At 42.1% G+C, this 19,184-nt stretch carries 17 protein-coding genes and 2 tRNA genes; 2 read left to right on the top strand and 17 right to left on the bottom strand.

Annotated features, from left to right (window positions below; translation table 11 throughout):
- Window positions 1-92 precede the first annotated feature (92 nt).
- The 13 genes from rpsO to rlmE all read right to left on the bottom strand — a co-directional run bounded on the left by rpsO (window position 93) and on the right by rlmE (window position 12,705).
- Entirely contained in the window at window positions 93-362 is a 270-nt protein-coding gene (rpsO, locus tag ACXJY6_RS09810) for a 30S ribosomal protein S15 (RefSeq protein ID WP_456050650.1), read from the bottom strand.
- A gap of 133 nt (window positions 363-495) precedes the next feature.
- Complete coding sequence (gene truB / locus ACXJY6_RS09805; protein ID WP_458768204.1) at window positions 496-1,443, bottom strand: tRNA pseudouridine(55) synthase TruB; 948 nt, start codon at window positions 1,441-1,443, stop codon at window positions 496-498.
- Window positions 1,443-1,838 carry a 30S ribosome-binding factor RbfA gene (gene rbfA, locus ACXJY6_RS09800; RefSeq protein ID WP_456050648.1) on the bottom strand — a complete coding sequence of 132 codons (396 nt, stop codon included), beginning with the start codon at window positions 1,836-1,838 and terminating at the stop codon, window positions 1,443-1,445. Before rbfA ends, truB begins: the two co-directional genes overlap by 1 nt.
- Before the next feature lie 133 nt (window positions 1,839-1,971).
- Window positions 1,972-4,680: a translation initiation factor IF-2 gene (infB, locus tag ACXJY6_RS09795; protein WP_456050647.1), complete on the bottom strand. Its 2,709-nt coding sequence runs from the start codon at window positions 4,678-4,680 to the stop codon at window positions 1,972-1,974.
- A 24-nt stretch (window positions 4,681-4,704) separates the two neighbouring features.
- Complete coding sequence (nusA, locus tag ACXJY6_RS09790; RefSeq protein ID WP_456050646.1) at window positions 4,705-6,192, bottom strand: transcription termination factor NusA; 1,488 nt, start codon at window positions 6,190-6,192, stop codon at window positions 4,705-4,707.
- A 20-nt stretch (window positions 6,193-6,212) separates the two neighbouring features.
- A complete protein-coding gene (gene rimP, locus ACXJY6_RS09785) occupies window positions 6,213-6,668 on the bottom strand; it encodes a ribosome maturation factor RimP (RefSeq protein WP_456050645.1) in 456 nt (151 codons plus the stop codon).
- 229 nt (window positions 6,669-6,897) lie between these two features.
- Window positions 6,898-6,974: transfer RNA gene (locus ACXJY6_RS09780), tRNA-Met, on the bottom strand.
- 54 nt (window positions 6,975-7,028) lie between these two features.
- Window positions 7,029-7,112, bottom strand: a tRNA-Leu gene (locus tag ACXJY6_RS09775).
- A 22-nt stretch (window positions 7,113-7,134) separates the two neighbouring features.
- Window positions 7,135-7,479, bottom strand: a complete 345-nt coding sequence (gene secG / locus ACXJY6_RS09770; protein WP_456050644.1) for a preprotein translocase subunit SecG — start codon at window positions 7,477-7,479, stop codon at window positions 7,135-7,137.
- Window positions 7,480-7,709: 230 nt separating this feature from the next.
- Window positions 7,710-9,050: a phosphoglucosamine mutase gene (gene glmM, locus ACXJY6_RS09765; RefSeq protein ID WP_456050643.1), complete on the bottom strand. Its 1,341-nt coding sequence runs from the start codon at window positions 9,048-9,050 to the stop codon at window positions 7,710-7,712.
- A gap of 39 nt (window positions 9,051-9,089) precedes the next feature.
- Window positions 9,090-9,920 (bottom strand): dihydropteroate synthase, encoded by an 831-nt coding sequence (gene folP, locus ACXJY6_RS09760; protein ID WP_456050642.1) that lies wholly within the window; start codon window positions 9,918-9,920, stop codon window positions 9,090-9,092.
- Window positions 9,921-10,008: 88 nt separating this feature from the next.
- Entirely contained in the window at window positions 10,009-11,967 is a 1,959-nt protein-coding gene (gene ftsH, locus ACXJY6_RS09755) for an ATP-dependent zinc metalloprotease FtsH (protein ID WP_458768203.1), read from the bottom strand.
- 108 nt (window positions 11,968-12,075) lie between these two features.
- Entirely contained in the window at window positions 12,076-12,705 is a 630-nt protein-coding gene (rlmE, locus tag ACXJY6_RS09750) for a 23S rRNA (uridine(2552)-2'-O)-methyltransferase RlmE (RefSeq protein ID WP_456050640.1), read from the bottom strand.
- 119 nt (window positions 12,706-12,824) lie between these two features.
- On the opposite strand from rlmE, the gene yhbY reads away from it, so the two are divergent.
- Complete coding sequence (gene yhbY, locus ACXJY6_RS09745; protein WP_456050639.1) at window positions 12,825-13,121, top strand: ribosome assembly RNA-binding protein YhbY; 297 nt, start codon at window positions 12,825-12,827, stop codon at window positions 13,119-13,121.
- A gap of 84 nt (window positions 13,122-13,205) precedes the next feature.
- Here yhbY and greA read toward each other — a convergent pair whose 3' ends face one another.
- The 3 genes from greA to ACXJY6_RS09730 form a co-directional block, all read right to left on the bottom strand.
- Complete coding sequence (greA, locus tag ACXJY6_RS09740; RefSeq protein WP_456050638.1) at window positions 13,206-13,679, bottom strand: transcription elongation factor GreA; 474 nt, start codon at window positions 13,677-13,679, stop codon at window positions 13,206-13,208.
- Between the two features lie 345 nt (window positions 13,680-14,024).
- On the bottom strand, window positions 14,025-15,164 hold the full coding sequence (locus ACXJY6_RS09735; protein ID WP_458768202.1) for an MFS transporter: 1,140 nt from the start codon (window positions 15,162-15,164) through the stop codon (window positions 14,025-14,027).
- Window positions 15,165-15,200: 36 nt separating this feature from the next.
- Entirely contained in the window at window positions 15,201-16,199 is a 999-nt protein-coding gene (locus ACXJY6_RS09730; RefSeq protein ID WP_458768201.1) for a GlxA family transcriptional regulator, read from the bottom strand.
- Between the two features lie 201 nt (window positions 16,200-16,400).
- Here ACXJY6_RS09730 and dacB point away from each other — a divergent pair, with 201 nt between their 5' ends.
- Complete coding sequence (gene dacB / locus ACXJY6_RS09725; protein WP_458768200.1) at window positions 16,401-17,828, top strand: D-alanyl-D-alanine carboxypeptidase/D-alanyl-D-alanine endopeptidase; 1,428 nt, start codon at window positions 16,401-16,403, stop codon at window positions 17,826-17,828.
- Between the two features lie 47 nt (window positions 17,829-17,875).
- Here dacB and tyrS read toward each other — a convergent pair whose 3' ends face one another.
- Window positions 17,876-19,063, bottom strand: coding sequence for a tyrosine--tRNA ligase (gene tyrS / locus ACXJY6_RS09720; RefSeq protein ID WP_458768199.1), 1,188 nt, complete (start codon window positions 19,061-19,063; stop codon window positions 17,876-17,878).
- Between the last annotated feature and the right edge of the window lie 121 nt (window positions 19,064-19,184).

Genomic DNA, 19,184 nt, shown 5'->3' with positions numbered 1-19,184 from the left:
CGCTGGCTAGTATAAACTACTAACCAGTAAATGTGCCAAGTTTAGGCATTAAAAAAGGGGCATTAAGCCCCTTTTTTATTAAAATCCAGTTCTTAGCGACGTAAGCCAAGACGTTGGATTAGAGTGTGGTAACGATCTAGATCTTTACCTTTAAGGTAATCTAGAAGTTTACGACGGCTTGAAACCATGCGTAAAAGACCACGACGGCTATGGTGATCGCCTTTGTGCTCTTTGAAGTGACCTTGTAGGTGGTTAATAGAAGCTGTAAGTAGTGCTACTTGTACTTCTGGTGAACCAGTGTCGCCTTCGCCACGTGCGTAATCTGCTACGATAGCTGCTTTAGTTTCTGCATTCAGAGACATAATTCTCTCCTGAGAGTTAAAGTTTAAAGTTTGTGTAAGCCAATCTCTGATTCAGCCTACACGAGGAAGCGGGATTATAGGGAATTCCCCTCAATATAGCAACTAGCATATTGAGTATTTAAAGTAATTAAGATCAAGCCTCTTCGTCTCGAAATACAACTAAACGTTTCGGTGCCACTTTGCCATCATTATCAATAATGCCAACACCAAGAAACAAACGCTCATCACCGGCGGTAATTCGGACTTGCCCAGATGTAGGTGCTCCAAATACTTGTACTGGTTGACCGTGTAATACATGATCAGCTAGCTCTGGTATCACGTTCACTTCTACGAGGTCTTGAACGGCGGTGTCCATCGACAGTAGTAGTGGATCTAAAAGCTCTTTCGGTGCAATATCTTGCTCTTTTGCTTGCTCAAGCAATTGATTAAGTTGCTCTAAACTCACCATTTGTTCGTAAGGGTAATTGGCAACTTCAGTTCGCCGTAAATCAATCACATGTGCACCGCAACCTAGCATTTCGCCCAAGTCATCAACAATGGTTCTGATATAAGTGCCTTTTGAGCAATGCACTTCCATTTCGACTTCAACGCCTTCAAAGCGCAGCAAATTGATATCGTATACGGTAATTTTTCGCGGCTCACGAGGAATATCAATCCCTTCACGGGCGTATTCATATAGCGGTCGGCCTTCAAACTTCAATGCTGAAAACATCGAAGGAACCTGATCGGTTTCGCCACGAAAGGTTTCTATCTTTGCTAATAAATCAGTTTGATCGACATTTACGTCACGAGTTTCAACCACTTCACCATCGGAGTCAGATGTATTGGTCCGCTCGCCAAGCTTAGCAATAACACGATATTTCTTATCGGAATCAAGCAAGAACTGTGAAAACTTAGTCGCTTCTCCCAAACAGATTGGAAGCATTCCTGTCGCCAAAGGATCAAGAGCTCCAGTATGCCCTGCTTTTTCTGCAAAGAAGATACGCTTTACTTTTTGTAGAGCATCGTTAGATGAGATTCCCGTAGGCTTGTCGAGTAATAACACACCATCAATAGGTCTTCCCTTACGACGACGAGCCATTATTCTTCTTCTCCACGACCTGCTTCAGCTTTACGCTCATTGTCTTTTGCTACAGTATCAGAGACTAAGTTAGACATGCGCATCCCTTCAACAAGCGTGCTGTCATAGTAAAAGCGAATCTCAGGGGTTAAGCGCAAACGAATTCGTTTACCTAACGTCATCCTAATCGACACTTCATGCTCACGCAATGCCGCTAAAGAGCTTTCTGGTGTTTGCTCTCCAACACATAAAAAGGTAACAAAAACCTTAGCATAAGCGAGATCTCGAGAAACTTCGACATCAGAGATCGTTACCATACCAAGGCGAGAGTCACGAACTTCTCGCTGTATTATCATCGCAATTTCTTTTTGCAGCTGTTGCGATACTCGCTGCGTACGACTAAATTCTTTCGCCATCTTATATTTCTCTCACATAGATAGAAAGAATGGGGGGATGGATAATGTCCAACCCCCCATGGTGTATTCAACAACCGATAGTGATATACCTCATGCTGCTATTAATAGAGCATGAAGTTGCCATCATAGTCGATTAATCAATGGTACGTTTAATTTCAACAATTTCGAATACTTCGATTTGGTCGCCAACGCGAACATCGTTGTAGTTCTTAACGCCAATACCACACTCGTAACCATTTTTAACTTCTTGTACGTCGTCTTTGAAGCGGCGTAGGGATTCTAGCTCACCTTCATAGATAACAACATTCTCGCGCAAAACGCGGATTGGGTTGTTACGTTTGATAAGCCCTTCAGTAACCATACAACCAGCGATTGCGCCAAGTTTAGGTGATTTGAAGACATCACGAACTTCAGCAAGACCAATAATATCTTGTCTAAATTCTGGAGCTAACATACCGCTCATTGCCGACTTAACTTCATCAATCAATTGATAAATGATTGAGTAGTAACGTAAGTCTAGGCTTTCAGCTTCGACGGTACGACGAGCAGATGCATCTGCACGAACGTTAAAGCCAAGTACGATAGCGTTTGATGCTGCTGCTAATGTTGCATCAGTCTCAGTGATACCACCAACACCAGAGCCAACAATATTCACTTTCACTTCATCAGTAGAGAGTTTCACCAATGCATCAGCAATTGCTTCAACCGAACCTTGTACATCCGCTTTCAGAACTACGTTCAACTCAGATACTTCACCAGAATCCATGTTCGAGAACATATTCTCTAATTTCGATTTCTGTTGGCGAGCAAGTTTCACATCACGGATCTTACCTTGACGGTAGTTCGCAACTTCACGAGCTTTACGCTCGTCACGTACGACTGTCGCTTCATCACCGGCTGAAGGAACCCCAGAAAGGCCTAATACTTCAACAGGAATAGATGGACCTGCTTCAAGAATTTCTTTACCAGTTTCATCACGCATAGCACGAACTCGACCGTATTCACGACCACATAATAAGATATCGCCTTTACGCAATGTTCCTGATTGAACAAGAATCGTCGCAACAGGACCACGACCTTTATCAAGACGAGATTCAACCACAACACCAGATGCCATACCATCTGAAATAGCTGTCAATTCAAGAACTTCTGCTTGCAGTAGAATAGATTCTAGAAGACCTTCGATATTTGTTCCTTGTTTAGCAGAGATATGAACAAAGATATTGTCTCCACCCCACTCTTCAGGAATAACATCATGCTGCGCTAACTCAGTCTTAACGTTGTCTGGGTTTGCATCTTCTTTATCGATTTTGTTTACCGCAACGATAAGAGGTACACCAGCCGCTTTAGAGTGTTGAATCGCTTCAATTGTCTGTGGCATTACGCCATCATCTGCAGCAACAACAAGAACAACGATATCTGTCGCCTGAGCACCACGAGCACGCATTGCTGTAAACGCTGCGTGTCCAGGAGTATCAAGGAAAGTGATCATACCGTTATCAGTTTCTACGTGGTAAGCACCAATATGCTGGGTAATTCCGCCGGCTTCGCCTGATGCAACGTGTGCACGTCGAATATAATCAAGAGTCGATGTTTTACCATGGTCTACGTGACCCATGATAGTAACAACAGGAGCTCGTGGCAGTGCATCTGCAGAATGATCACGATCTTGCATTACTGCTTCTTCAAGTTCGTTCTCTTTACGCAAGATAACTTTATAACCCATCTCTTCACAAACAAGCTGAGCTGTTTCTTGATCGATGACTTGGTTGATCGTAACCATAGCACCCAACGACATCATAGATTTAATAACCTGAGTCGCTTTAACAGCCATTTTCTGAGCTAACTCAGAGACAACGATCGTTTCGCCAATGATAATGTCTGGCTTGGTATGCGTCGCATTTTTATCAAAGCCATGTTGCATTGAAGTCGGTTTAGCTAACTTACCTTTGCGAGCACGGTTGCCTTTACCAGCTTTTCCTGCTTTTCCACGAGGCTTTGTATCGCGCTCTTGGCGTTCAGTCGCTTTACGTTTCGCTGGTTTAGCCACTCGTCGAGGTGCTTCTTCAACGCTATTATCGGCTTCATCTTCAGCTGCACGCGCAGTTGCTGAAGTCGTTAAATGATAATCGGCATCTTGTGATTCCATAGTATCTTTTTTCGCTTCTTCAGCAGACCAACGCTCTTTATTCTTCTCGGCCATTTCACGAGCGAGTTCAATTTGACGTTGGCTTTCTTCTTCAGCTTTGCGCAGTGCTTCTTCTTCTTGACGACGTCTAAGTTCTTCAACTTCTTTACGCGCTGCTTCTTGCTTCAATTTTTCTTCATCACTAATTGCAGGTTGTTTTGCTGCTTTAGCGGCTTCTTTTTTCGCTTTTTCTTCCGCTTCACGTTTCGCTTTTTCTTCTGCTTCACGTTTTGCTTCTTCTGCACGTTTCGCTTCGGCTTCGCGTTTTGCTTGTTCTTCTGCTTCACGTTTCGCTTCAGCTTCACGAGCAGCTAGCTCTTCCGCTTCACGTTGTGCTTCTTCATCGACAGCACTGCGCTTAACATAAGTGCGCTTTTTACGTACTTCTACCTGAACATTCTTACTCTTACCACCACCCGCATTCACACTTAATGTGCTACGAGTTTTGCGTTGTAACGTTAAACGAGTTGGCTCGCCATCTGATGACTTATCACCATGCTCTTTACGTAAATGTGAAAGCAACTGCTGCTTTTCATCATCGGTAACACTATCTGAACTCGTTTTTGTCATGCCTGCATCAGCAAGTTGTTCAATTAAGCGGTCAACCGGAGTACCAATATCTTCACTGAGTGCTTTAACTGTTAGTTGTGTCATGCCGCTTCCTCCCCTGCTGAAAAATTACGCATCGTCACCGAACCAACAGATATTACGCGCAGCCATAATTAGCTCTCCTGCACGCTCTTCTGTTAATCCATCGATCCCTTCAAGATCGTCGATACCTTGATCAGCTAAATCTTCTAATGTAATTACACCCTTCGCCGCCAGTTGGAATGCAAGATCACGCTCCAACCCTTCAAGAGCTAGCAAATCCGCTGCTGGCTCTACGTCGCCGTAAGACTCTTCTTTTGCTAATGCCATTGTGGTTAGTGCATCTTTCGCACGAGAGCGAAGCTCTTCCACAATATCTTCATCCATACCATCAACTTCAAGCAACTCATTTACTGGAACATAAGCAACTTCTTCAAGTGTCGAGAACCCTTCCTCAACCAAAAGCTCTGCAAAGTCCTGCTCAATATCGAGGTACTTCATAAACTGTTCGATTGATTGAATCGATTCTTGTTGATGTTTATTTTGTAAATCTTCAACTGTCATTACGTTCAATTCCCAACCAGACAGTTGAGAGGCTAAACGAACATTCTGACCATTACGACCGATAGCTTGAGCCAAGTTATCTGCTTCTACTGCAATATCCATTGAGTTTGCATCTTCATCCATAATGATTGAAGCCACATCTGCAGGAGCCATTGCATTGATAACAAATTGTGCTGGGTTATCATCCCAAAGGACGATATCAATACGTTCACCACCAAGTTCACCTGAAACAGCCTGAACTCGAGCACCTCTCATACCGACACATGCACCAACTGGGTCAATTCGGCGATCGTTAGTTTTCACTGCAATTTTTGCACGAGAACCCGGATCACGCGCTGCCGCTTTAAGCTCAATTAGCTCTTCGCCAATTTCTGGCACTTCTACACGAAACAATTCAACTAACATTTCAGGCTTAGAGCGAGTAACGAATAATTGGAAACCTCGAGCATCAGGTTTAACTGCATAAAGCAATCCACGAACACGATCACCTGAACGGAAATTCTCTCGTGGAAGTTGATCTTCACGAAGAATAACAGCTTCAGCGTTGTTACCTAGATCAAGAACGATTGCATCACGATTCACTTTTTTAACAACACCAGTGACCAGTTCACCTTCGTTATCAATAAATTGTTCAACTATTTGGGCACGCTCTGCTTCACGAACTTTTTGTACGATAACTTGCTTCGCAGTTTGAGTGGTGATTCGGTCAAATTTAACTGACTCGATTTCATCTTCGATATAGCCGCCTAATTCAATAGACTCATCATCATAAACTGCCGCTTCATAAGATATTTCCTTGGTTGGGAACTCAACTTCTTCAACCACCAACCAACGACGAAATGTCGTAAACTCACCGGATTTTCGGTCAATTTCTACGCGAACTTCAATTTCGATGTTGTGCTTCTTTTTAGACGAAGTTGCCAAGGCAACTTCAAGCGCTTCAAAAATACGCTCACGAGGGACAGCTTTCTCATTAGAAACCGCCTCGACTACCGCTAAAATCTCTTTACTCATTACTTCTAGCCTCTAAGACTTTAAAATTTAGGGATCAGGTTAGCTTTCGATATATTGCTAAGTACAAATTGCTCTTCTTGCTTATCAACAATAAGAGTAATCGTTTCACCTTCAATAGAATGGATAGTCCCTTTCCATTTACGGCGATTACCTACAGCCATATTTAAAACGATGCTGACCTCATGACCAATAAATTGCTCGTAGTGCTCTACTTTAAAAAGTGGTCTTTCTAATCCCGGTGATGATACTTCAAGGTTATAAACCACCGAAATTGGGTCTTCAACATCAAGTACAGCACCAACTTGGCGACTCACTTCTGCACAATCATCGACATTGATACCATTCTCATGGTCAATATAGATACGCAATGTAGAATGCGCTCCAGCACGAATAAACTCTAACCCAACTAATTCGTAGCCCGATGCAACGACTGCTGATTCTAATAAATCAGTCAGTTGTTTCTCTAAACCAGTCATTAAACCACTCCAGAAACAAAAAAAGGGCTCAGAGCCCATCAACCACTCCATGCAAGCATCTGATTTTTATAGATAAATATCATCACATAAAACATTCAGATAACAAAAAACCCCGATAATCGGGGTTTAAAGATGCTGGACCCTGAAACATTGAATTGATTATAAAAATCACTTCAATTGCAGTGAGGTTTACACTGCAGAAACTTGCTACCAATCAGAATATTAAGATTGGTTGCGGGGGCAGGATTTGAACCTACGACCTTCGGGTTATGAGCCCGACGAGCTACCAAGCTGCTCCACCCCGCGTCCGATTGCGGCTATTATACGCCGTCAATGTTATATTACAAGCTTCTCAAACAATGGTGCCGAGAGAGGGACTCGAACCCTCACACCTAAGGCACTAGCACCTCATGCTAGCGTGTCTACCAATTTCACCATCTCGGCTATATTCGATTTATTCTATAAATTACTCTGGGATATCATCGCCAGTTGGTTCAACTGGGATATCATCCACTGCTTTTACAACATCAGTTTGCTCAGTCGCTACTGGAGCCTCAAGGTCAAGCCATTGAGAATCTGTTTTGTGAGTTGAGAGGTTACCCAACACCAAACAAGCGATTAAAAATACTGTCGCAAAAACTGCGGTCATTCGAGACAAGAAATTGCCTGAGCCACCAGCGCCAAATACTGTATTTGATGCACCAGCTCCGAATGAAGCTCCCATATCTGCGCCTTTACCTTGTTGAATCAGCACTAAGCCGATAATAGCCAACGCTGCCAACAGGTAAATCACAAGTAGAACTGAAAACATGTTTTCCACCTATGTCAAAATTGTTGAGCCAGTGCCGTTATTCTTTCGAAAAAACATAGCTAGCGCGACCCTCATTGAGGGAGGACGCAATACTATCGAAAGCTTACAAAACTGACAAGTGAAGAATTCACTTTTTTTCTGTTTAATGCTTCACATGGTTAAAAAAAGGACAAAGCTCTAACCAATAAGCAAATTAATCAGCATAATCCCGAAAATAAATGCAATTTGATCTAGCAATTGGCTTTGATTGCATCCGCAATGTCATGGGCCGAACGTTGAACTAATTCTGAGTCTTGACCTTCAACCATGACACGCAATAAAGGTTCGGTACCTGATTTTCTAAGTAACACACGTCCGTTACTTCCTAAGTTCTTTTCAACTTTTGCGACGGCTTCAAGAACAGCTTCGGCTTCCAAAGGATTACTATCACCGCTAAATCGTACATTCTCTAATACTTGAGGATAGAGTGTCATGCCTTTTGCTAAGTCGTGAAGTGACATATCGCTATCAATCATAGACGACAACACTTGCAACGCCGCGACGATCGCATCTCCTGTGGTCACTTTATCCAGTAATATCACATGACCTGAATTTTCGGCGCCAATTTTCCAATTTTTTTCTATTAGCTTTTCCATCACGTAGCGGTCGCCCACTGCAGCACGGACAAATGGAATACCGAGTTGTTTCAATCCAACTTCCATTCCTAAGTTGGTCATTAAAGTACCGACAACCCCACCTTTCAATTCACCTTTACGCAGTAAATCCCGTGCAATGATGTATGCAATCTGGTCGCCATCGACTTCATGACCCAGTGCATCAACTAAAATAATACGGTCGCCATCACCATCAAAAGCTAGTCCTATGTCCGCTTTTTCTTCAAGCACTCGCTGTTGCAATAATTTAACGTCTGTTGCCCCAACTTTATCATTAATATTGGTGCCATTAGGTTCAACACCAATTGAAATAACTTCAGCACCAAGCTCCTTAAAGACACTTGGAGCAATGTGATAAGTTGCACCATGCGCACAATCGACAACGATTTTTAACTTTTCTAAACCATGATGTGATGGAAACGTACTCTTACAAAATTCAATATAACGTCCTGCTGCATCGGTTAAGCGCGCTGCTTTACCAAGCTCAGAAGACGGAACGCATTCAATATCTTTATCGAGTTCTTTTTCAATGGCTAGTTCAACCTCATCAGGCAATTTGGTCCCTTCCGCAGAAAAGAACTTAATACCATTATCGTAATAAGGGTTGTGCGATGCTGAGATAACAATTCCTGCCTCAGCACGGAATGTTCGTGTTAAATATGCTACCGCAGGTGTCGGCATTGGCCCGGTGAAAATTGCTTTTAACCCAGCAGCTGCAAGTCCAGCTTCTAACGCCGACTCCAACATATAGCCAGATATTCGAGTATCTTTACCGATAATAACTTTCTTAGTGCCTTGTTTAGCAAGTACACGCCCTGCGGCCCAGCCAAGTTTTAATATAAAATCGGGAGTGATCGGAAATTGCCCTACTTTTCCTCGAACACCATCAGTGCCGAAGTAACGTCTTTTCTCAGACATATTGTACCTTTCGTTTTATTGTTTTATCGCTATCGTTGCCTAACGATTATTGTGAATTAACTTCGCAATAGTTAATGCATCTAAGGTTTCTTCAAAATCATGGACTCGAAGAATCTGAGCACCTTTTTCATAAGCGGTTAATGCAACCGTTAAACTGCCAGCTAAGCAATTAGATGGCGACTTATTTAGAGGCTTATATAACATTGATTTACGTGACATTCCAGCCAGTATCGGCAGACCAAAAGCATGTAATTCATTCAGATGCGCGAGTAAATGATAGTTGTGAGATTCTGTTTTACCGAACCCAAACCCAGGATCGATAATAATATTTTCTTTCTTTATACCTGACTCTTCACAAGCTGCGATTCGTTGCTGTAAAAAAATGCGAACCTCATCCATAACATCGGAATATTCTGGATTGTGTTGCATTGTTCTTGGCTGACCTTTCATATGCATGATACAAACCGGAACTTGAGCTTTTGCGGCGACTTCCAGCGCTCCCGGCTCTTGTAGTGCACGGACATCGTTAATAATGTCAGCTCCAGCCGCAATAGCCTGTTTCATAACTTCCGGTTTACTGGTATCAATCGAAATCCAAACATCATGTTGTTCACGTATCGCTTTGATAACAGGAATAACTCTAGATAACTCTTCGTTTAACTCAACATCAGGAGCTCCCGGTCGTGTAGATTCTCCTCCGATATCAATAATCGATACCCCCGAGGCAATCATACATTCAGCTTGTTTTAAAGCTCGAGTAACAGATGTAAATTGGCCACCATCAGAAAATGAATCAGGTGTCGTATTTAAAATACCCATGACTTGAGGGGATGATAGATCTAGCGTCTTGGTTGATGTGGATATTTGCATTACTTTCCTATCTAAACGTGTTCCATCTCTTTTGCTTTAGCTAATAAAAAGCCCCGAGTAAACTCAGGGCTTCATTCTCTCCAAAACTTTATTCTTCGTTTTGGTCTTTTTTCGATTCTTCCTTCGTTTCTTCTGGTTTTTTTTCTTCAGAATTTTCGACAGTTGAATCTACTTTTTTATCTTCTTCAGCTGCATCTCGCTTTTCTTGCGCAGCTTTATCTTGCTCAACCCAACCGGCAGGTTCACGAATCTCTGACTTACGTTCCATCAAATCATCGATTTGACCAGCATCGATTGTTTCATATTTCATTAATGCATCTTTCATTGCATGCATAATATCCATATTTTCTTCAAGTATCTTTTTAGCTCGAAGATAGTTGCGATCGATTAAGGTTCTAATTTCTATATCAATGGCTTTAGCTGTGTCATCAGACATATGCTTAGATTTGCCTGAACTGCGTCCTAGGAAAACTTCACCTTCCTCTTCAGTATATAAAAGCGGTCCTAAAGTTTCAGAGAAACCCCATTTAGTAACCATTTTATTCGCAATATCAGTCGCACGTTCGATATCGTTCGAAGCACCAGTTGAAACTTGATCTGCGCCATAGATTAGCTCTTCAGCCAATCGACCACCATATAAGCTTGAAAGCATCGATTCCAAATGTCGACGAGACATACTTACTCGATCTTGCTCAGGCAGGTACATCGTCACACCAAGTGCACGGCCACGAGGAATTATAGAAACCTTGTAAACTGGGTCATGCTCTGGAACTAAACGCCCAACAATAGCATGGCCTGCTTCATGGTACGCCGTTGATTCTTTGACTTCTTCCGACATAACCATAGATCGACGCTCAGCACCCATCATGATCTTATCTTTTGCTAATTCAAACTCAACCATGGAGACATTACGTTTGTTTCCACGAGCAGCAAATAGTGCGGCTTCATTTACTAAGTTAGCTAAGTCAGCACCAGAGAAACCTGGTGTACCACGAGCAATCAATGAAGGTTCAACGTCACCTGCCAAAGGAACTTTACGCATATGAACTTTAAGAATTTGCTCACGTCCACGAACATCTGGTAGACCAACAACAACTTGTCTATCAAAACGACCGGGGCGAAGTAATGCTGGGTCAAGTACATCAGGACGGTTGGTTGCAGCGATAACAATAACGCCTTCGTTACCTTCAAAACCATCCATTTCAACCAACATCTGGTTTAGTGTTTGCTCACGCTCATCATGACCACCACCAACACCAGCACCACGCTGTCGACCTACTGCATCGATTTCATCGATAAAGATGATACATGGTGATGCTTTCTTGGCTTGTTCAAACATATCACGAACACGCGAAGCACCGACACCAACGAACATTTCAACAAAGTCAGAACCAGAAATTGTGAAAAATGGTACTTTCGCTTCACCAGCAATTGCTTTTGCAAGTAAGGTTTTACCCGTACCAGGAGGACCAACCATTAAAACACCTGTTGGAATTTTACCACCCAGCTTTTGGAAACGACTTGGATCACGTAGGTAATCAACCAACTCTTTCACATCGTCTTTGGCCTCATCACAGCCAGCAACATCAGCAAAAGTAGTTTTGATCTGCTCTTCTGTCATCATTCGAGCTTTGCTCTTACCAAATGACATCGCACCTTTACCACCACCGCCTTGCATTTGGCGCATGAAGAAGATCCAAACACCAACAAGAAGTATCATTGGGAACCACGAAATAAAGATAGTCCCTAATAAGCTTTGCTCTTCTGGTGGAGTGCCTTCTACTTTCACGTTTTGATTGATCAAATCATCAAGCAGTTTTTGGTCATAAACCGGCATATACGTAACGTTACTAGTGGTGCTACCACGACGAGTGAACGTAATTTGACTGTCTTTGAATTGCGCTTCTTGTATTTGCCCTTGCCCAACTTCACTAACAAATGTGGTGTAGTCAACCGATTTCCCTGTTGCATCACCAGGGCCAAAGCTCTGAAATACAGACATTAAAACGACAGCAATAACAAGCCATAAGATTAAATTTTTTGCCATGTCACTCAAGGTGCAAGCCTCTCGATAACTAGTTGTAATTAAAGGTAGGGTACTACAGATTATAACTTGTCGCTATAGTGTTCTCAGTGCCCTATCCCCATAAAATGGTTACCCTTTGTAACCAGTCGCAACAACATAAACTTCTCGTGATCGTGCACGGGAAGAATCTGGTTTGCGAATTTTTACCGCTTTAAACATATTTCGAACTTCTTGTATGTATTGATCAAAGCCTTCGCCTTGAAAAACTTTCACAACAAAACAACCATTTGGACCCAGAACTTGGCGACACATATCAAGTGCCAGTTCAACTAAATACATTGCTCTTGGCTGATCGACTGATAAATTACCAGCCATATTTGGTGCCATGTCTGACATAACAACATCAACCATATTTGGTCCAATTCTTTCTAAAAGCGCTTCCAGAACCGCATCTTCTCGGAAATCCCCTTGAAGAAAAGCTACGCCGGCTATCGAATCCATAGGTAGGATGTCACAAGCAATAACTTGGCCTTCCCCTCCAACGATATTAGCAGCATATTGAGACCATCCGCCAGGAGCTGCCCCTAAATCGACAACCGTCATTCCTGACTTAAGTAACTTATCTTTATTCTGAATTTCTTCTATCTTGAAAATCGCACGCGAACGATAGCCTTTCTTCTTAGCCTCATTGACATATTTGTCATCGAAGTGTTCTTTTAACCAACGACCAGAACTTGCTGAATGTTTTTGTTTACTCATCGAGGACCTAATTAAAATCATGTCTATTTAAGAAAGTAGACTAGAAAATATAGTCTTCCTGCATAGATGGCGTTAAAATGCGACTTTTCAACCCTAATCAAAAATAAATTGGCCGCACAATGAACCTAAGTACGAAACAAAAGCAGCATCTTAAAGGCCTAGCACACAGCTTAAAACCAGTTGTAATGCTTGGAGCAAACGGGCTTACTGAAGCTGTTCTGGCGGAAATCGATCTCGCGCTCAATCATCATGAGCTAGTAAAAGTAAAAATAGCATCAGAAGATAGAGAAACCAAAGTATTAATTATCGATGCTATTATTCGCGAAACGCGCGCAGAAAAAGTTCAAACTATCGGAAAAACACTCGTGCTTTATCGTCAGTCTGAACAACGTAAGATTGAACTTCCACGTAAATAAATGACATTTATATCATCGTTTACGCAAAAGAGGTCGCTAATCATTAGCGACCTTTTGTCATTTAAAAGTGGCTCAGTTAGCTGATTAAATATAGTCAACTTTGTCAATTTCAAACACTTTCTCACCGCTTGGCGTCACGATGGTAACTTCGTCGCCTTCGACCTTACCGATGACTCCTCGAGCGATTGGAGAGCTAACCGATATACGGCTCGCTTTAATATCAGCTTCATCGTCACCAACAATTTGATAACGATTTTCTTCATCGGTATCAACATTGATCAAGGTAACCGTAGTACCGAAAATAACCTTACCGGTATTTTCCATCGTGGTTACATCGATAATTTGAGCAACTGAAAGTTTATATTCGATATCTCGAATTTGAGCTTCGCAAATCCCCTGCTCTTCGCGAGCAGCATGGTATTCGGCATTTTCTTTTAAGTCACCGAGTTCACGAGCTTCAGCAATAGCTTGAGTAATTTTAGGTCTAAGCTTTAGTAATCTATCTAGTTCAACACGCAGTTGTTCAGCACCGCGTAATGTCATTGGAACGTTTTCCATAATATACCTCTATGCCAAAACTGCTTTTGGATCAAACAACTTTGGACAAAACAAAACTACCCAACCGATGGGGTTAGGTAGTTCAATATCAATTTCTTAATTTCAGTGTAAACAAACATGGGCATTAGATCACTTGAAATCAAGAGATGGCTCAGAAAATTTTCGAATTTAAAACAACTTTCACGCTTTTACTCCATGATCACTGGCTAGAATCATGACTGACTCACTTCAGTACATTGATTTCAGATCTGCATTACATGGCAAAACATACCTAAAAACCTAAAATTCCGCCTTCTCGATACGACAAAAATCACCAAGCACTTAATTTTTGAGCATGAGTTAAACTTAATAACGCGCGAACAAATTCAAGGCTGCCATACCGAGTAATAACACCAACACACCATAATTCAACTGCTGCCAATCAAGCCAGTTTATCAGCACCCCTCCACCAATCACTGCGATAATACTGGAAAACGCAATAATCAGCTCAGCAACGCCCTGTCCTTTACCTTTCTCATCTACATCTATTGCCGAAGAATATTGGCCAGTACCAGACATATATAAAAAGTTCCACCCTACTCCAAGTAGGAACAAGCTGACATAAAAGTTCATCAATACCATACCGAAAACGGTAGAAATTGCGCTTAAAGAAAATATAACTAAACCAGCGTAAACTATCGCGTTGGTACCAAAACGATCAATCAATTTACCGGTGAAAAAGGAGGGAAAAAACATACCAATAATATGCCAACCAATCACAGAAACACCCTGATCTGTTGAGTATTCATGAGCGTGCATCGCAAGCGGCGTGACGACCATCATTAGCATCATCACAAACTGTCCAAAAGCCGTATTGATCACTCCGACACGGTAAGTTGAATTGCGTAAAAAGCGACGGGTATTATGCGCAGGCGTGTTGTTATTGATCACAGGGTTACTCAACACACCAAGCAATAAAAAGGCAATCACGGCAAAAATGCCAACAAACAAATACGCGCCAAGGTAAGGTGGCTCACTAAACCATTGATTTGCATAGTTAGCCAATGTTGGGCCTAAAACGGCCGCCAGTAAACTGCCTGACAACACCCACCCCATCACGCTACCTTTTTTAGATTCTGGCGCTTCGTCCATGGCTGCCAAGCGGTAAAAAACCGAAGAAGCCTGATACCCCCCCATCAACAAACTTCCCAAACAAAACAGAGAAAAGCTCTCAATATAAATTGATACTGCACATATAAACGCAGAACAAGCTCCAGAAAATGCTCCCAGTCTCAATCCTAATCGACGTCCACGCTGCTGCATCAGTACAGATAACGCATAAGTACTTATCAATGCCCCCAAGCTTACTAACCCAAATGGCAATGTCGCAAGAGAAGCGTGGGGAGCTAACTTAATACCGATAATAGAAGATAAACTGATACCAATCAGCACCGCGAACCAGTAGCAGCTCTGAGCAACCGCTAGAATAATAATTTTTGGTGGCATAATGCATTCCTATAGTTAGGCGTGAACGTGAAATAATTAAGCGTTGACATGAAAGCGTTTACGATATTCTGAAGGAGATACATTCAGCTCTCGGGCAAATGAACGACGTAGAGTTTCACTATTGTGGTAGCCACAAACACGAGCCACCCTACTAATGGAATAAGTGCTTTCTTCCAGCATTAGCCGAGCTTTGTTCAAGCGAGCGATAGCAATGTAACGTGATGGTGACAGACCTGTTTCTTGGGTAAATTTGCGCGAGAAATTACGCACACTCATCGCCGCAATTTCAGCCAATTGAGAAACTTCCAAGTTAGAATCAAGATGTTGTTCTATCCAATCCTGGACCTTAATTAATATTTCAGTTTTGGCCGGTTTCATACCATCAATACTAGAAAACTGATTTTGTCCACCAGGGCGATGATAAAATGCCACCATCTCGCGGGACGTTTCTAACGCAACACGACGACCGAAATCTTCCTGCACCAAGTTCAATGCAAGGTCAATTCCCGAGGTTACACCTGCAGAGCAATAATACTTATCGTCCTTTGTAAACAAAGCATCCATTTTTAAACGCACTTTGGGGAAGCGCTTAGAAAATACCGGAAAGCGTTCCCAATGTGTTGTAGCTCGACGGTTATCTAGCACTCCACTGGCTGCCAATATAAAAGCACCACTGCACACCGAAGCGACACGTCGAGTCTGATGAATATGTGGAATGAGTGTATCCATAACTTGACTCTGAGAGGCAACCTCCGGAGCTTGGTGCCCTCCTGCGATGACTAAGGTATCTGGTTTTATTGTTGCCATTTCATCAATCAAAGCATCAGCTATAACACGGGTTTGAGTATCAAGCTTAAACTGAAAGTCTGTCAGGCTAACGAGACAAGTTTGATAGCCAATGATATCGCGCTCAGGGTGCATTTTACGCAGAATATAATTGGCACTGGAAAAGACCTGCAATGGCCCGAACACATCGACGGCATTCGCTCCATCATGAGCAATCAATGCAATTTTAATGACTTGGTGTTCTAGCATAAGCACCTTTCAATCGTATTTGATGAACCCAGTATAATCACAAAAACTCTGGCCGATAGGACATAATCACCACCAAACCGGACAAAAACGGTGTTTCTCATTCGATTAAAACTAAACATTATAATTTTTCACTCTGGCTTGATGGCACTCACTTTTTTTAACGTTATACTAGACAAATAATTCTTAAACTAAGATGGTTCTGTGGCTAAGTTTATTCGTTGTTTTTTTTACATTATTCCTTTTCTTGCTCTTTCTCCTATGATGGTTAATTCTGCGCAGCCATCGACTTACAAGAATTTACAGAATATCCAATTGCCCGCTCGCTATACTGCGACAGTATCTCCAGTGGGAAAGCCTAGCTTCCCTACGCAGACATTTGGTTCTGCATCAAATGAACTGTTTCCACCAGCAAGTACATTAAAGTTACTAACCGCCACAGCTGCTAAGCTCGTCTTAGGGGACAGTTTTAGTTTCACCACATCATTACTGCGAGCCAATAACGACATCATTATCAAATTTAGTGGCGACCCAACCTTAACGACAAAAGATCTGTCTCAACTGCTCTCTAAATTGACCTTCAGTGGTGTTAAGAGAATTAAAGGTGATATTTGGATTGATAATAGTCAATTTGATGGGTATGAAGCCGCAGTTGGCTGGCCTTGGGATATCTTAGGGGTATGTTATAGTGCGCCATCAAGTGCTGTAACGTTAGACCGAAATTGTGTATACGGCTCAATCTATACAAATGATGATGGTACGACCCGAGTTTATGTCCCTAAAGCCTTTCCTGTTGTCGCCACAACATCAAGTGTTGCTGTATCTCTTGAAGAGCAAAAGAAAAAGCGCTGCTTTCTAGATTTATATTCCACGAGAGAAAACCACTATCATCTCGACGGTTGCCTTGCTTTTCGTAACGACCCTCTCCCTTTAAAATTTGCCGTACGTGCTCCATCTCTTTATGCAAAAGAACAAGTCGTTTCCATCTTGAAGAGACTAAAAATCAAGCTTGATGGCGACATAAAAATCGGCACACCTACGAGCAAGAAAGAAAAGCAATTACTCGCGATTAAACGTTCTCCAGTACTATCAGATTTGATCACCACAATGCTGCATAGATCGGACAATTTGATAGCCAATAACATCGCGAAAACAATTGGCGCAAAGTTTTACAACCAACCGGGTAGTTTTTCCAATGCGGCTTTAGCCATGAAAGAAGTATTGGGGAAAGAAGGCATTAACTTAGATACGGCTCAAATTTATGATGGGAGTGGGCTTTCACGCAGTAATCGACTCAGTGCCAAACAATTGGTTGACGTCCTCGAATACATCGCTGAAAACGATAGTAAACTTCATCTTGTCGCATCAATGGCAAAAGCGGGAGAAAGCGGCACTCTTCGTAATCGGTCCAGCATGAGAAAGGCACCAGTGAAAGGCGCAATTATCGGCAAAAGTGGATCGCTCTATGGAACGTATAATATGGCTGGATTTGGTTTAGACAAATCTGGGAAGCCAAGTTCTGCATTCGTCCAATTAGTCACTGATTATTTTCCAGAAACCAAAAAGCAAAAATCACAGCTCCCTCTATTTGAAAGGGAATTTTATCAATATATTGTGAAAAGCTCTAAATAAAAAGCCAAAGTCGACGACTCTGGCTTTCATTAAAACAGCAATGATATCTATGCAATAGTCACGCGAGCAAACTTACGCTTACCTACTTGAAGTACGTAAGTCCCTGCTTCTGGTACCCATTTAGTATCTTCTACTTTATTACCATCTGCTTTAGCCGCACCTTGGCGAATCATTCGCATCGCATCTGATGTTGAGCCAACTAACCCTGATTCTTTAAGTACATTGCATATCGCAATACCATTGTCGTAACTGAACTCAGGCATCTCATCTGGAATCGCTCCTTTTTGGAAACGATTAATGAACTCTTGCTCAGCAGCATCAGCGTCAGCTTCACTATGGAAACGAGCAATAATTTCTTTTGCTAACAAGATTTTTATATCACGTGGATTCGTTCCAGCTGCTACTTCCGATTTAAACTGATCAATTTGCGCCAAAGGACGAAATGACAGCAGTTCGTAGTAACTCCACATTAAATCATCAGAAATAGACATAATTTTACCGAACATTTCGGTCGGGACATCAGAGACACCAATATAGTTATTAGCAGACTTAGACATTTTTTTCTCACCGTCTAATCCCACCAACAATGGCATCATCAAAACAACTTGTGGTTTCTGACCATTTGATTTTTGTAACTCTCGTCCCATCAACAAATTAAACTTCTGATCAGTACCACCAAGCTCAACGTCAGTTTCCATCGCAACCGAGTCATAACCTTGAAGTAACGGGTACATGAATTCATGAATCGCAATAGGCTGCCCACCTGCATAACGCTTTTTGAAATCATCTCGTTCTAACATACGAGCAACCGTTTGGTTTGCTGCAAGACGAATCATTCCTTCAGCACCAAGTTCTGACAGCCACTCGGAGTTAAACTGAATCTTAGTTTTAGCTGGATCCAAAATTTTAAATACTTGCTCTTTATAGCTCTCTGCATTTCGCAGAACATCTTCACGAGTTAACGGAGGACGAGTTGTGTTCTTCCCTGTCGGATCACCGACCATGCCGGTAAAGTCTCCAATCAGAAATGTAACTTCATGACCAAGATCTTGAAAAGTTCGTAATTTATTTAAAATCACAGTATGACCAAGATGAATATCTGGTGCTGTAGGGTCGGCGCCTAACTTAATGCGAAGTGGGCGTCCCTCTTTAAGCTTTGCAATCAACTCTTCTTCTGGAATCAGTTCATCGACACCACGCTTAATCTCAGCTAGCGCTGTTTCAATATTCGCCATTCTTGTTCACTCCCGCAGATTTGGCATAAATTTGATAATGCGACAGTTTACTTGAATAGCACTGCATTTTGAAACCAGTTAGACTATGCTTTCTAAGATTTTATTAATATTGGTAGAATGA

Source organism: Vibrio phycocola, assembly GCF_054404255.1.
This window is presented reverse-complemented; position numbering and strand designations above follow the sequence as displayed.

Coding starts and splice junctions, on each gene's coding strand:
- rpsO (WP_456050650.1), bottom strand. CDS start 362: ATGTCTCTGAATGCAGAAACTAAAGCAGCTATCGTAGCAGATTACGCA.
- truB (WP_458768204.1), bottom strand. CDS start 1,443: ATGGCTCGTCGTCGTAAGGGAAGACCTATTGATGGTGTGTTATTACTC.
- rbfA (WP_456050648.1), bottom strand. CDS start 1,838: ATGGCGAAAGAATTTAGTCGTACGCAGCGAGTATCGCAACAGCTGCAA.
- infB (WP_456050647.1), bottom strand. CDS start 4,680: ATGACACAACTAACAGTTAAAGCACTCAGTGAAGATATTGGTACTCCG.
- nusA (WP_456050646.1), bottom strand. CDS start 6,192: ATGAGTAAAGAGATTTTAGCGGTAGTCGAGGCGGTTTCTAATGAGAAA.
- rimP (WP_456050645.1), bottom strand. CDS start 6,668: ATGACTGGTTTAGAGAAACAACTGACTGATTTATTAGAATCAGCAGTC.
- secG (WP_456050644.1), bottom strand. CDS start 7,479: ATGTTTTCAGTTCTACTTGTGATTTACCTGTTGGCAGCGTTGGCTATT.
- glmM (WP_456050643.1), bottom strand. CDS start 9,050: ATGTCTGAGAAAAGACGTTACTTCGGCACTGATGGTGTTCGAGGAAAA.
- folP (WP_456050642.1), bottom strand. CDS start 9,920: ATGCAAATATCCACATCAACCAAGACGCTAGATCTATCATCCCCTCAA.
- ftsH (WP_458768203.1), bottom strand. CDS start 11,967: ATGGCAAAAAATTTAATCTTATGGCTTGTTATTGCTGTCGTTTTAATG.
- rlmE (WP_456050640.1), bottom strand. CDS start 12,705: ATGAGTAAACAAAAACATTCAGCAAGTTCTGGTCGTTGGTTAAAAGAA.
- yhbY (WP_456050639.1), top strand. CDS start 12,825: ATGAACCTAAGTACGAAACAAAAGCAGCATCTTAAAGGCCTAGCACAC.
- greA (WP_456050638.1), bottom strand. CDS start 13,679: ATGGAAAACGTTCCAATGACATTACGCGGTGCTGAACAACTGCGTGTT.
- ACXJY6_RS09735 (WP_458768202.1), bottom strand. CDS start 15,164: ATGCCACCAAAAATTATTATTCTAGCGGTTGCTCAGAGCTGCTACTGG.
- ACXJY6_RS09730 (WP_458768201.1), bottom strand. CDS start 16,199: ATGCTAGAACACCAAGTCATTAAAATTGCATTGATTGCTCATGATGGA.
- tyrS (WP_458768199.1), bottom strand. CDS start 19,063: ATGGCGAATATTGAAACAGCGCTAGCTGAGATTAAGCGTGGTGTCGAT.